General features: G+C 64.2%; 12 protein-coding genes and 1 pseudogene. 5 read left to right on the top strand and 8 right to left on the bottom strand.

Features of this window, described 5'->3' with window-relative positions:
* Nucleotides 1–443 (bottom strand): annotated as a pseudogene (locus H290_RS0108425) (DUF222 domain-containing protein); the annotation flags it as partial.
* Between the two features lie 144 nt (nucleotides 444–587).
* On the opposite strand from H290_RS0108425, the gene H290_RS0108420 reads away from it, so the two are divergent.
* Both H290_RS0108420 and H290_RS0108415 read left to right on the top strand, forming a co-directional pair.
* On the top strand, nucleotides 588–1445 hold the full coding sequence (locus H290_RS0108420; RefSeq protein WP_036518330.1) for a TIGR03621 family F420-dependent LLM class oxidoreductase: 858 nt from the start codon (nucleotides 588–590) through the stop codon (nucleotides 1443–1445).
* 17 nt (nucleotides 1446–1462) lie between these two features.
* Nucleotides 1463–1957, top strand: coding sequence for a nucleoside deaminase (locus tag H290_RS0108415; protein ID WP_020106351.1), 495 nt, complete (start codon nucleotides 1463–1465; stop codon nucleotides 1955–1957).
* A 195-nt stretch (nucleotides 1958–2152) separates the two neighbouring features.
* On the opposite strand, the gene atzF is transcribed toward H290_RS0108415, so the two are convergent.
* The 5 genes from atzF to H290_RS0108390 are packed head-to-tail and all read right to left on the bottom strand — an operon-like array spanning nucleotide 2153 to nucleotide 8970.
* The gene (gene atzF / locus H290_RS0108410) at nucleotides 2153–3814 is read right to left on the bottom strand and encodes an allophanate hydrolase (RefSeq protein WP_020106350.1); all 1662 of its coding nucleotides are present in this window, start codon (nucleotides 3812–3814) and stop codon (nucleotides 2153–2155) included.
* Nucleotides 3811–5814, bottom strand: a complete 2004-nt coding sequence (locus H290_RS0108405) for a 5-oxoprolinase/urea amidolyase family protein (RefSeq protein ID WP_020106349.1) — start codon at nucleotides 5812–5814, stop codon at nucleotides 3811–3813. Before H290_RS0108405 ends, atzF begins: the two co-directional genes overlap by 4 nt.
* 4 nt (nucleotides 5815–5818) lie before the next feature.
* On the bottom strand, nucleotides 5819–6508 hold the full coding sequence (locus H290_RS0108400) for an urea amidolyase associated protein UAAP2 (protein WP_020106348.1): 690 nt from the start codon (nucleotides 6506–6508) through the stop codon (nucleotides 5819–5821).
* Nucleotides 6508–7368 (bottom strand): urea amidolyase associated protein UAAP1, encoded by an 861-nt coding sequence (locus H290_RS0108395; protein WP_020106347.1) that lies wholly within the window; start codon nucleotides 7366–7368, stop codon nucleotides 6508–6510. Before H290_RS0108395 ends, H290_RS0108400 begins: the two co-directional genes overlap by 1 nt.
* 39 nt (nucleotides 7369–7407) lie before the next feature.
* The gene (locus H290_RS0108390; RefSeq protein WP_020106346.1) at nucleotides 7408–8970 is read right to left on the bottom strand and encodes an amino acid permease; all 1563 of its coding nucleotides are present in this window, start codon (nucleotides 8968–8970) and stop codon (nucleotides 7408–7410) included.
* Between the two features lie 211 nt (nucleotides 8971–9181).
* Between H290_RS0108390 and H290_RS0108385 the strand changes: the two genes are divergently transcribed.
* The gene (locus tag H290_RS0108385) at nucleotides 9182–9796 is read left to right on the top strand and encodes a TetR/AcrR family transcriptional regulator (RefSeq protein WP_028462948.1); all 615 of its coding nucleotides are present in this window, start codon (nucleotides 9182–9184) and stop codon (nucleotides 9794–9796) included.
* 48 nt (nucleotides 9797–9844) lie between these two features.
* Here the strand turns inward: H290_RS0108385 and H290_RS0108380 are convergent, their stop codons facing one another.
* Nucleotides 9845–10504 (bottom strand): NADPH-dependent F420 reductase, encoded by a 660-nt coding sequence (locus H290_RS0108380; protein WP_020106344.1) that lies wholly within the window; start codon nucleotides 10502–10504, stop codon nucleotides 9845–9847.
* Between the two features lie 146 nt (nucleotides 10505–10650).
* Here H290_RS0108380 and H290_RS0108375 point away from each other — a divergent pair, with 146 nt between their 5' ends.
* On the top strand, nucleotides 10651–11055 hold the full coding sequence (locus tag H290_RS0108375) for a VOC family protein (protein ID WP_020106343.1): 405 nt from the start codon (nucleotides 10651–10653) through the stop codon (nucleotides 11053–11055).
* Here the strand turns inward: H290_RS0108375 and H290_RS0108370 are convergent.
* The gene (locus tag H290_RS0108370) at nucleotides 11034–12071 is read right to left on the bottom strand and encodes a sigma-70 family RNA polymerase sigma factor (protein WP_020106342.1); all 1038 of its coding nucleotides are present in this window, start codon (nucleotides 12069–12071) and stop codon (nucleotides 11034–11036) included. The genes H290_RS0108375 and H290_RS0108370 overlap by 22 nt on opposite strands.
* An 81-nt stretch (nucleotides 12072–12152) precedes the next feature.
* Between H290_RS0108370 and H290_RS0108365 the strand changes: the two genes are divergently transcribed.
* The gene (locus H290_RS0108365) at nucleotides 12153–12956 is read left to right on the top strand and encodes a DUF72 domain-containing protein (protein WP_020106341.1); all 804 of its coding nucleotides are present in this window, start codon (nucleotides 12153–12155) and stop codon (nucleotides 12954–12956) included.
* Nucleotides 12957–13024 lie beyond the last annotated feature (68 nt).

Here is a 13024-nt window from a genome sequence, read left to right as displayed (position 1 = left end):
GGGTTGGTGGTCAACGCTTCGGCCAGCAGGCCACGCACACAGTCCGTACGGTCAGTGTCCGGAAGTTCCGGGTTGCGTCGGGCAATATGGTTGAGGCCCTTCACAATCGAGTCCACATGCTCACCCGAGAGTGTTCCGTCCACCCCGTACGACGCGACCGATGGAATGTCCTTCAGTGCTTTGCCCACCCGCACGTAGCGGTGGGCCACCACTGGCGCCATCCCGGCTTCCTGTAGCAGCTTCGCTGTAGATCCCTTTCCGGATTTCTGCGCGATCCCACGAGTGTCAATTTCACCCACCAGTCGGAAAAGTAGTTGTTCCACTACATGATTGAGTCGAATGACCGCCACCGTACGTGATGACAACTCAGTGTCATCACCGGCAACCAAAGCCGCATCCCCTGCCAGATCAGAAAGTCTGGCGAACATTCCTCCGAAGTCCATGACTCCAAGGTACCCGCAAATCCCGGTTAGCACAAGTGTTCGAGGCAGCCAATTCTATTGCACTACAACATCTTTAACTCGCACGAACGAACCAAACCCCTCATCATAGCGACGAGGTCCGACACGTTCGATACGCTGGATTTCATGGCTACAGCGCGTGACTTCCGTTTCGGAGTGAATCTTCTTGGACGCGGCGGGGTGGACCATTTCCTTGCACAGGTTCGCGAAGCTGAAGGTTGTGGTGTCGACGTCGTCCTTTTGCCCGATCACCTGGAGCTCGGGGCGCCGTTCCCGATGCTTGTTGCCGCGGCGAGCGCTGCTCCGACCGTGCGGGTTGGGACCTTCGTCCTCAATGCCGGCTTCTATCGGCCGGCTCTGTTGGCGCGCGATATCGCCAGTATTGATCAACTCAGTGGGGGACGGTTCGAGATCGGGCTCGGTGCCGGTTATGTGAAGTCCGAGTTCGATGCTGCCGGAATCCCTTTCGGAACGCCTGGACAGCGGGTGCAGCACCTCCGCGAGACCGTGTTCACGCTCAGGGAGCTCCTCGGCCGCACCGACCATGAGCCTCGGTCGGTGCAGACGCCACCGCCGATCATGATCGCCGGTATCGGTGACAAGGTATTGACCCTGGCGGCGCAGCACGCAGACATCGTTGCCCTCGCCGCAGTCGCCGACGACACCGCCCTGGCCGAGCGCGTCGACTTCGTGCGGTCCAAGGCCGGCAACCGATTCGGTGAACTCGAGATCAACCTGATCATCTTCGATCTCGCCATTGACCGCGAACCCGACCTCGACACTTTGAGGAGCCATCGGCGCGGCGCCACCGATGCCGAACTCCTGGCACTGCCAAACGGACTGCGTGGCAGTCAGAAAGACGTCGTGGCCAGGATCAGGGAACTGCGAGACAGGTTCGGAATCACGTACATCACGCCGATCGACCCTTCCGGTGCTGATCTGCAGGCCTATGGCCGGGTCATCACAGAGTTGCGCGGTTCGTAACCCGTATCCTTGTCGCTGTGAGCATCTCCGATCGTGACATCGAACATCTGCGGCGCTGCGTCGATTTGGCGTCCGAAGCCCTCGACGACGGTGACCAACCGTTTGGATCGATTCTGGTCGACGGCACCGGCAAGGTGATCTTCGAGGACCGCAACCGGGTCAAAGGAGGCGACCACACCCGCCATCCCGAATTGACCATCGCCCTGTGGGCAGTGGCGAACATGTCTCCGGTGGCACGCGCCGAGGCGACCGTCTATACCTCCGGAGAACATTGCCCGATGTGCGCAGCCGCGCACGCCTGGGTTGGATTGGACCGCATCGTCTATGCGGTTTCCGGCGCTCAGCTGACCGAGTGGCTGACGGAATGGGAGGTACCGCCGTCGCCGGTCGCGTCCCTGCCGATCAACGCGGTCGCGCCGGACGTCCTCGTAGAGGGACCAGTCCGAATCTTCGAGGATGAGATGAAAAGCCTCCACGCAACGTGCTTCAAGCCAAGGGGGTCGGCCGAGTAACGTCTCGGCACCGCGAGTCCGACCGGAACCATCTCGACCGTGCACGCCGGTCGGATGACGAGATCACAGTATTCAGCTCCGTTGGAATCGGGTTGCAGGACTTGGTTACTGCGAGAATCCTCGTGGACTGCGCGCTACGCAACGGCACAGGTACAGTGCTCGACCTGAGTGCCTGAACCGCATGTGGCGCGTGGGTCAGCGCTCCAGCCAGTGTGTCGCGGTCAGGGGTTCGGCAGCTGCCACGGAGTCGTGGCTGCAGCCGAAGCCGACGGTCCAACGTCCATCGGCGAGTTCCACCGGGCCCAGGGTCATCGGCGCGGGCAGTTCGGCAAGGAACTCGCCGAGCGCGGCCGGTGACAGGGTCCAGAGTTCGCCGCGGATCGACTGTCCGTGGTCGGTGTCGCGAATGAGTCCGGGTTTGGCGGGTTGGGTGTCGAGGGCGACCAGCCGATAGGTGGGTGCGGTTGCGACCTCACCCGACCAGCGCGCCCCGCGGCCGGTCAGCTGTCCGGCCAGCGGCTGTCCACGCAGATGCGCCCCCACGACAAACACTTCGGCGACCTCGGCATCCGCACGTTCCGGCCAGGACGGCCCGGTGGCAGGCAAGCTGCTGCCGATGCGTCCGGCGATGTCGAGAACAACCGCGTCGTCGTATGCACGACCGACCACGGTGATACCGAACTGGGCAGTGCTGCCGTCTGATTCGACGACTTCGCTGACCGGGACGGCCACCGCGCACAGATCGAAGAGGTTGCAGAAGTTGGTGTACGTGCCCATCGTCGCGTTGACGCCGATCGGGTCGGCCGCGACCTGCTCGAGGGTCGGATGCATCGGCGCGGTCGGCACGATCAGTGCGGCGGCGTCACCGAGCGCCGACAGTGCCCGGATTCGGAGCTCTTCGACTTTCCGGCGATCGGCCAGCAGATCGGTTGCGCGGAAGCGGTCGGCGGCACCGATGATTCCGGCGACGGTCGGATCGAGGCCATCGGAATCCTTTGCTGCCGAGATGAACTCGCCGACAGCGTCGTAGCGCTCGGCGACCAGTGCACCGTCGTACAGGAGTTTCGCTGCGGCGAGGAAGTCGTCGATGTTGATGCGTCTGACCTCGATGCCGGCCGACTGTGCCTGTGCGACGGCGGCTTCGAAGGCGGCTTGCCAGGCCGGGTCGAGTGCGGTGAGGGTGTCCGGAGCGGCCACCACGGGACGCTCGGACGCGGCGAAATGAGTGCCGGCGGGCCATGTTCCGGTATCGGACATGACGCCCATCGCCCGGTTGGCGAGATCGAGGTCGGCGGCAAGGATCGTGACGCAGTCGTAGCTGGCGCAGGCCGGGACAACACCGGAGTTGCTGACCACACCCAATGTCGGTTTGATTCCCACGATGCCCTGCAGGCCGGCGGGTACGCGCCCTGACCCGGCGGTGTCGGTGCCGATGGCGATGTCGGCAAATCCGAGTGCCACCGCGACTGCGGATCCGGAGCTGGAACCACCCGAGATCCGGTCGTCGCGGCGTGAATCACGGACCGCACCATAGGGACTGCGGGTCCCGACGAGTCCGGTGGCGAACTGGTCGAGGTTGGTCTTGCCGATGACCACCGCGCCGGCGGCACGGAGCGCGGCGACCGCGGCGGCATCGATCTCGGGCCGGTATTCGAACCCCGGGCAGGCAGCGGTGGTCGGAAGTCCGGCCACGTCCACGTTGTCCTTCACGGCCAGGACAACGCCGGCCAAGGGTCCGCCCGCGGCAAGTGACGCAGCGTGTTCGCGGGTCACGTCGGCTTCGTCACGCAGCGTGATGAAGACCTCCGGACGGTCGGCCGCTTCGATCGCGGCAAAGATCTCGGCGATGCGGCTCATGCCACCCTTCCTGTTTTGATGGCGAACTCGCCACTGTCGGACCAGCGCCGGCGTTCTTCTGTGCGGGCGATCTCCATCATCGACCGTTGTGCGTTGATGTCGGCGGCGTTCTCGTCGAGAAACATCTGGTGCTCTGCGAGCGAGAAGGTGCCGTGCTCGATCTGAACCCGGCCGCGTCCGGCGGCGGTATCGGCCCGCAGGTCCAGCAATTCGTCTGCACTCACCGGGTACCACCTGATCTTGTCGAAGAAGCGGAGCAGCCACGGATGCTCGGGATCGAATCCGGCCGCCTCCAGTGGATGCCGATGATTCCACACTTGCGTGGTGCGACCGACGAACTGGTAACCGCCGGGACCCTCCATGCCGTAGATACACATGTAGGCGCCGCCGATACCGACCGCGTTCTCCGGAGTCCAGGTGCGGGCGGGGTTGTACTTGGTGGTCACCAATCGGTGGCGTGGATCAAGTGGCACCGCGACCGGTGCACCGAGATAGACGTCGCCCAGACCGAGCACGAGGTATTCCGCGTCGAAGACGATGCGGTGCACGTCGTCGACCGAACCGAGGCCGTTCATGCGCCGGATGAACTCGATGTTCCACGGGCACCAGGGGGCGTCCGAGCGGACGCCGAGCATGTATCGCTGGATGGCCTCCCGAGTTGCCGGGTCGTCCCAGGAAAGGGGCAGGTGCACGGTGCGGCTCGGGACAACAAGCTCCGATGCGGCCGGCAGCTGGGCCTCGCACTCGATCAGCCAGTCCAGGAGAACCGACTGCCGCAGCTTGGTCGGATCGACCTTGACCTGCAACGACCGGATGCCCGGGGTGAGGTCGATGAGTCCGGCGGGCCGGTCTGCGGCGATGCGCTCGGCGAGCGCGTGGACACGGGCCCGGAGCGCCAGGTCGAGGGTCATGTCGCCGTATTCGACGAGGATGTTGTCGTCGCCGCTACGCCGATAGGTGACAACGGTGCTGCCGTCCGCAGTCATGGTTGACCCGAGGACGCCGCCGTCGTGGTCACCGCCGCTGGACAGGACGACGCTGATGTCCGAGCGGCGTGCTGACCCGAGGTCGGCCGGGCTGGCAGCCTCGGCCGAGCGGACCGGGACGAAGCGCACGGTGTTGCCCGGCTTGAGCTGACCCATCTTCCAGCGGTCGGCTGTGGTGACGGTGACGGGGCAGACGAACCCGCCGAGGCTGGGGCCGTCGGGACCGAGCAGTATCGGCGTGTCACCGGTGAAGTCCAGGGCGCCGACGGAGTACGCGTTGTCGTGGATATTCGACGGATGCAGGCCGGCTTCGCCACCGTCGGTCCGGGCCCAGCGGGGCTGAGGCCCGACGAGACGGACACCGGTCCGGTCGGAGTTGAAGTGGACCTCGTAGGGCGTGTTGTAGAGATCCTCGATGTCCTCGGCCGTGAAGAACTCGGGCGCGCTGTGGGGCCCGACGGTCACCGCGAGCTGCCAGTTGTCGGTCAGCGCCGGCTTCTCGTCGTTCAGGATGCGCCGCGGTGCACTGGCCAGAGCGGCGCCGGCACAACTGAGCGTGTCGCCTTCGATCAGCGGACGACCATCCTTGCCGCCGAACTTGCCGAGTGTGAACGTGGAACGGCTGCCCAGATACTCTTCGGCATCAATACCTCCGGCCACAGCCAGGTACACCCGCATCCCGACCGGCCCGGCGGCGCCGATGTCGAGAACCTCCCCGGCCTTCACGGTGATCGGGGTCCACTGCGGCGCCGGCATCGAATCGACCGTGACAACGACCGGCGCGCCGGTGATCGCCACGACGGTGTCCTCGGAGAAGGTCAGTCGCGGACCCATCATCGTGCACTCGAGTCCGGCTGTGCCCTCCGGGTTTCCGACTGCCACGTTGGCCAGCCGGAACGACAGGTCGTCCATCGGTCCCGATGGTGGGACGCCGACCTGCCAGTGCCGGATCCGTCCGGGCCAGTCCTGGATGGTCGTCTGCGGGCCCGCCCGCAGTACCGAGATCGTCGTCATCGCTTCAGGCGCCTTTCGGATCTGCGGACGGGCGGGTCACGATGACTCGTACTGCAGTGGGGTCGAATCCGTTGCAGGGGTTGTTGATCTGCGGGCAATTGGAGATCAGGACCAGGGTGTCGATCTCGGCGCGCAGGGCCAATCGCAGTCCCGGTGCGGACAATCCGTCGACGATGCCGAGCGACCCGTCGGCATCGACCGGCACGTTCATGAAGAAGTTGACGTTGCCGACGAGATCGGCCTTGCCCAAACCGTGTGGCGCGCCGCCGATGAGGAAGTTCTCGACGCAGGCGTGCTGATGTTTGGTGTGGTGCCCGTAGCGCAGCGTGTTCGATTCCTGCGAGCACGCACCACCGACCGTGTCGTGATTGCCGACCTCGTCGGCCACGATGGTCATCATCGGTGCCGAGTCGTGATCCCGGATGACGGTGCCGGTGGTCAGAAAGATGTTGCCCTGCGCAGAGATCGTGGCCTGTGCGGAGTAGCGGACCGCATGGTCGTCGGCGCCGAAGAACAGCGTGTCGACGGCTTGATTGCCGTGCAGGTCGACGATGGTCAGGACGTCGCCGGCGGCCACGACACCAGACCAGGGTGCGCGTTCGCCGATCACGTGGTCACCGATCACCTCACCGGGAACCAGGGCCAGGTCTGCGGCGGATGCGGTGGTCGGGGTGGATGTTGCGGTGGTGGACATCAGACGGTCCTTTCGAAATGTGCGGCGTTCCAGGCATCTTCGGAGTTGAGGACTGCGCGCTGGTATTCGGGGTCGGTGTCGTCGAGCCCGGCAACGGCGGCGTCGAGGTCGGCGAGTGCCTTCCAGGCCAGAACTTCGACGGGCCCGACATCAAACGTCGGGGAGGGATCGAGTGGATGTGCGGTGTTGACGATCGCGACCGTGCAGGGCAGGTGGAGCAGAAGATCCACGTACTTATCTTGTCCCGCCGATCCCTTCGAGATCAGTGAACCGTCGTCGCCGACCACGATGCTGTGGAAGAAGGAGAGCGACGGCACGACATCGGTGGGGGTGAGTCCCTGCTTGGCCGCCGCCAACGTGAACAGCTCGCGTCCGGCGGGCGAGTGTGAATAGACCTCGCCGGCACCGTATTTCTCGGTGTTGGCCGCCAGTGTGGTCGTGCCACACAGCGCATCGTGATGGCCCGAGGTGTCCTCGACGATGGTCGCCAGGGCCCGGCCCTGATCGCTGAGCAGGGGATGTCCGGCGCCGAGATAGGCCTGCCACGGCACCTTCACGGTGTCGGCGACATTGAGTCGTTCCCACGGTGCGTCAGACCGCCAGAGCAGCAGGTGTGCGCATCCGCTGCCGGTCACGTCGCGGAGCCGGAGGCGGGTGCCCCGGGCGAGCACCTTCACGCTGTAGCGGCCACCGGGGATCGTCTCGGCCCACGTCATGTCTTGCGGTGCAGTCTGATCGGGAACAGTGGGCCAGGCCGAGGCGGGGACGACCGGCATGGAGTCGGTGATCGCCTGGGCTTGGGCGCGGGCGTGTTCACGGGCGCCTGCGGTGGTTCCGGTGGTTGTTCCGGTTGTCGTCATGATGAATGTCCTTGTGCTGGTATGGGATTGTTCAGCGGGCTACTTGGAATCTGCGGCCGATGGAGCCGGGACCGGCATCGGATGTGTCTTTCCGTGCGGGAAGCAGGCGATGCCGATGATCGCCGCGCCGACGATGCAGATCGGGCCGGCCCACTTGAGGATCGGCATTTCTCCTGTGGGATCGAAGATCTCGGCGCGCGGCCAGGACAGGTTGACGACCATCAGAAGTCCGTAGACCACGGCGAAGATGTTGACCGGGATCCCGAAGCGCCCCAGGCTGAACAGCTTCTTGCCCTCGGAATCGACCGGGACATTCTCGCCGGGCCATCCCTTGATCCGGCGCCAGAGCATCGGGCCGGTGACCGACAGGTATGCAAGGTAGATCAGGATGATGCAGACGCTGGCCAGGGTTGCGAAGATCGCGGAGTTGCCGACGTTGACCACCAGCACGCCGATGCACAGGACACCGATCAGGATCGACGGTGCGATCGGGGTTCCGGTCTTCGGGTTGACGTGGGCCAGGATCTTGGAGGCGGGCAGCCGGTCGTCCCGTGCCATCGAGAACATCAGTCGAGAGCACGCGGTCTGAATTGCCAGGGTGCAGATGAAGATCGCGATCACCACGTCGCACAACAGGACCTTGCCCCAGAACGACCCGAGGACCGAGTCGAGGACGTAGGGAAGACCACCGACGGCGAGCTCTTCACCCAGGGTCGGTGCGGCCATCAGCGCGCCGAGCAGCATCAGGCCGCCACCGATCGCGGAGACCGTCAGGGCCAGTCGGATGGTGCGCGGGGCAACGCGGCGCGGGTTCTTGGTCTCTTCCGCGAGTTCGCCGGCGGAACCGAATCCGACCATCACGTACGCGGCCATCAAACCGGAGACGATGAATGCCCAGATGTATCCGGGCTGCTCACCGGGGATTCCGGTGTCGAAGACGACGCCGGGTCCACGTTCGGCGTGGGTGAACAGTGCCAGGATCACCGCGATCACGCCGACGATCTCGCAGGTGACGCCGATGTTGTTGATCCGGCTCATCCAGTTGACGCCGATGCAGTTGATGAAGGTGGTGATGACGAGCAGGATCGAGCCGAGCAGGACCGCGTTGGCCGCGCCGCTGGTGCTGGTCAGTGCGGCGTCGGTGCCGATGATCTGGAAGCCGTCCCAGATCGACGGCATGACCACCTGCAATGCGATGGCGGCAGCGGATGCGGTGACGATCTGCGCCAGCATCATGAACCAGCCGCCGAACCATCCGATGACCTCGCCGCCCATGCGCCGCGACCACTGGTAGATGGCACCGGAGATCGGGTAGCGTGCCGCGATCTCGGCAAAGCAGAGTGCAACGCCGAACTGGCCGATGTAGACGATGGGCCAGGTCCAGAAGAAGGCCGGCCCGCCGAACGAGAAGCCCAGGCCGAAGAGCTGGAAGATCGTGGTCAGGATCGAGACAAACGAGAATCCGGCCGCAAAGGATGCGAACGTACCCAGCGACCGGTGCAACTGCTGGGTGTAACCGAACGCGGAGAGGTCGTCGGAGTCGCCGATCTGCGAGGTACCGCCGGTGGCCGGAGCCGAGGGTGGTTGCGCTGTTGCAGTCATGGAGAATCTTCCTGGTCGTGGACTCTGCGGCCCGGTGAACCTGTCGAGTGATAGATAATCGCCTGGCAGTTTCTATCGAGTGACAGGTTTGTTAACGGGGTGCTACCACGTGAAACAATTATGTTTCCGGAATTGCACTGCGTTGCAGGTGGGGGGCCTACGTAGCGGCGGGGTCCATCAGGATGTGCCCGGGCGGCAGTAAGGTGAGTGCGTGAGTCAGGTTGCGGCAGGGCCCGGACGCCCACGGTTGGTGGAACAGCGCCGCCGTGGGGCGACGGCGCGCGACGAGATACTCGACGCCGCCGCCGAGTTGTTCACGACGCGTGGATATTCGGGTACGTCAACCCGGATGATCGCCGAGGCGGTGGGTATCCGTCAGGCCTCGCTCTATCACCACTTCAAGACCAAAGACGACATCCTCGAGTCGCTGTTGCAGGACACCGTCCTCGCGCCGCTCGAGCACGCAGTGGACCTGATCGATGCCGAAGGCTCCGCACTGGATCGGTTGCTGACGTTGGCTCGCTTCGACGCCGGACAACTGGCCGGGTCTCGCTGGAACCTCGGTGCGCTCTACCTGCTACCGGAGCTGCGGACCGATCGTTTTGCCGAATTTCGAAGTGCCCGTAGCGACTTGGCTCGCATCTACGCACGGCTCGCGGGTGAAGTACTGGGTGACGAGTCCGACGCGCGACGCCATCTGCCGTTCCGTCTGGTCGAGTCGGTGATCAGCATGCGTTCGGATGAGATGGTTGGGGTGCTGGGGTCGGATTCACTCGATGAGCTGGTCACCGCGCTCGTCGACAGCATCGAGCTCATTCTCGCCTGAATTCACAAAAGCCCACCTTCTTCAGAAGAAGGTGGGCTTTTTGTCAGTTCAGGCTCGCCACTCTGCCGTGCGGTCCGGTGATGCCTGCGCCAGCGCTTCGACGGTTGCGTCGATGCCGAAGTCTTTGCCGTACACCGGGGTTCCGGGTTGCTGCCGCCAGGATTCGGCGAGAGAACCGGCGTCGACCGGGTCGAACCCGAGTTCATCGACGAGGGCGGAGACGGCTTTCTTCCCCACTTCGTCGTCGCCTGCGATGGGCAAGGCTATCCGCCCTGCGGTGCCCGCCGGAACGCCCTTCTCCAACAGGTGTTTCCAGTAGATGCCGTTGAAGACCTTGTGCACGGGCGCGTCCAACAACTCTGAGACCCAAACACTTTCGGGTGTTCCGTCTTCGATGGCTGCGATCTTGCCATCGCGCTGCTGGGGGTAGTAGTTGTTCGTCTCGATGACCGGCGCACCGGGTTTGCGGGCCGACACGATCCCGTCGGCGAGGTCAGGCGTGTTCTTTTGCGGAATGCTCACGATCACCAGATCGGCGTCGGTGGCGGCGTCTTTTGCCCAGACCGCCTCTGCACCGGTTTCCGCGGCCAGCTCGGCAAGAGTCTGAGGATCTCGCGAATTGGAGACTCGAACCTCGTGGCCCAACTGTGTCAGGCGACGCGTGAGCGTCCCGCCGATGAAACCCGCGCCGATGATTCCGATTTTCACTCATGACCCCTTTGATTGCTCAACCGATGGATTCCTTTGTGCAACCTGCGCGGACCGGCGTCCATTCCTCCGTTCTGCGATTAAGTTCTAGAGTGGGCACGGTCTGCCCCAGTGCACAGACAAATACAGCCGAAACGGAGTCACCTATGTCCCGCATGTTGTTCCTGAACACCACCGCTACTGACATCCCGGCCACGCGAACGTTTTTCACGGGCTTGGGATTCGAATTCAACGAGACGTTCAGCGACGAGAACACGGCCTGCCTGGTCATCAACGAACTGACCGTCGCGATGTTGATGACACCGGCCCGGTTTCAGGACTTCATCACCGGTGGGATCACCGACACGAGCAAGGACCGTGAAGTCCTGATTGCGGTGTCGGCCGAGTCGCGTGAGGCTGTGGACGCCATGGCCGACAAGGCCCTCGCAACCGGAGGTTCTGCCTGGATGGACCCGCAGGACCACGGCTTCATGTACGGCCGGAGCTTTCGCGACCTAGACGGTCACGTATGGGAGGTCACCTGGATGGATCAGTCGGCGATCAACGGCTGAGCACCAGCCGTCCGGGTTGTCGGCGATGCGGTTGCCGGCAACCCGAATCGGGCAAAATCGTCTTCCATCGTTTCCGAGAAGAACACCACGACATGCGCCACACCGGATTGTGTGATGTCGAGGACCTGCAGCTGAAAAGGGCGGTGTACACCGTCCTCGGGATCGAGCATGTACAACCCGAATGCCGGCTGACCGTTGGCGGTCGCCGGGAGCAGCACCATGTCGTCGGCCTTTTCGGCCGGGCAGTTGTGCTCGATGAGACTGCCGATGACGGCGGGTCCCTGGTACCAACCGGTGAACGGTGGCATCTCCCAGATGGCCTTGTCGGTGAACAGTGCCACGATGGCATCGATGTTGTAGGTCTCGAAGGCCTCGACCCACTTCTGAAGCAGTTCCCGCTGTGCTGCGTCGTCGGGTTCGGTGACGGAGTCACGTTCCGGTGAGGCCTCTTTGAGCTGTGCCCGGGCCCGCTGCAGCAGGCTGTTGACGGTCGCGGTGGTCAGGTCGAGCGTCTCGGCGACCTCTGCCGCCCGCCACTGCAACACGTCACGCAGGATCAGGACTGCCCGCTGGCGCTCGGGCAGGTATTGGAGCGCGGCGATGAACGCGAGCCGGATCGATTCGCGGGCGCCGACAATGTTCGCCGGATCCGCGGTCTCGGACAACGTCTCCTCGGTGTCGGGAAACGGCTCGAGCCAGGGCACCTCGTTATCCTGTAGCAGCGGGGCCTGGGGGTCGTACGAGTCGCCACCGAGACCTGAGGGCAACGGCCGGCGTTGTTTGGAACCCAGTGCGGTCAAGCAGGTGTTGGTGGCTATCTTGTAGAGCCACGTGCGAACCGAGGCGCGGCCGTCGAAGTTGGAGTATCCGCGCCAGGCCCGGATGTAGGTCTCCTGGAGCAGGTCCTCGGCGTCGTGGTGAGAGCCCATCATTCGATAGCAGTGCGCGAGTAATTCGCGGCGGAACGGCTCGGCGATTTCCAGGAAGTCCGCGTTTACTGTTGCCTCGACAGTCATGCCACACAGATTACGGGAGTGGTCCGACACCGACCAGCCCAAAAGGGCAATTCGGGCGCTTCGTGGTGTACATGTTGAGAAGTGATTCGAGTCGGGACTTCCGGGTGGGTCTATCCGCCCTGGCGAGGTGCGTTCTATCCACCTGGCCTGGCGCAGCGTCGCGAGCTGGAGTATCTGTCCCGCACTCTCAACTCGGTCGAGATCAACGGATCCTTCTACGCGTTGCAACGTCCGACGAGCTATCAGAAGTGGGCGCAGCAGGTTCCCGACGACTTCGTGTTCTCCGTCAAGGGGCCCCGGTTCATCACGCATATGAAGCGCCTGGTCGGCGTCGACGAACCGCTGGCGACGTTCCTGGCCTCGGGGGTCTTGGCGCTCGGGCCCAAGCTGGGGCCGATGCTCTGGCAGCTGCCCCCGAATCTGCCGTTCGATCCCGAAGCCGTTGCGGCGTTTGCCGACCTGCTGCCGCGGACCACCGCGCAGGCCGCAGCCATGTCCGAGGGCCACAGCGACCATGTCGCCGGGCGGGCCTGGACCACCACCGATGCCGATCGACCGCTCCGGCACGCGATGGAGGTGCGTCATCCGAGTTTTGACAACCCGGAGGTACCAGAGCTGTTGCGGGAGAAGGGGATCGCCCTGGTTCTCGCCGATTCGGCGGGTAAGTTCCCGGTCATCGATGAGGTGACCGCAGATTTCGTATATGCCCGGCTCCACGGCGATCGCGAGCTCTACACCAGTGGTTACACCGATGACGCCCTCGACCGGTGGGCATCGCGCTTCTCCGAGCGCGCCCGCGGTGCCGACGTGTATGTCTACTTCGACAACGACGCCAAAGTGCGTGCGCCACACGACGCACGGTCGCTGCTGGACCGGCTGGAGTAGTGCACTCGGGTAGCGTTGTCCGCCAGCGCATGAATCTTCGAAACGGCGCCACGTAGGACTGGGGTGCT

It is taken from the genome of Nocardia sp. 348MFTsu5.1 (assembly GCF_000383535.1).
In the GTDB taxonomy this organism is placed as follows: domain Bacteria; phylum Actinomycetota; class Actinomycetes; order Mycobacteriales; family Mycobacteriaceae; genus Williamsia; species Williamsia faeni.
Note: the sequence above shows the minus strand (reverse complement) of the source record. Positions and strands in the feature narration are given on the sequence as shown.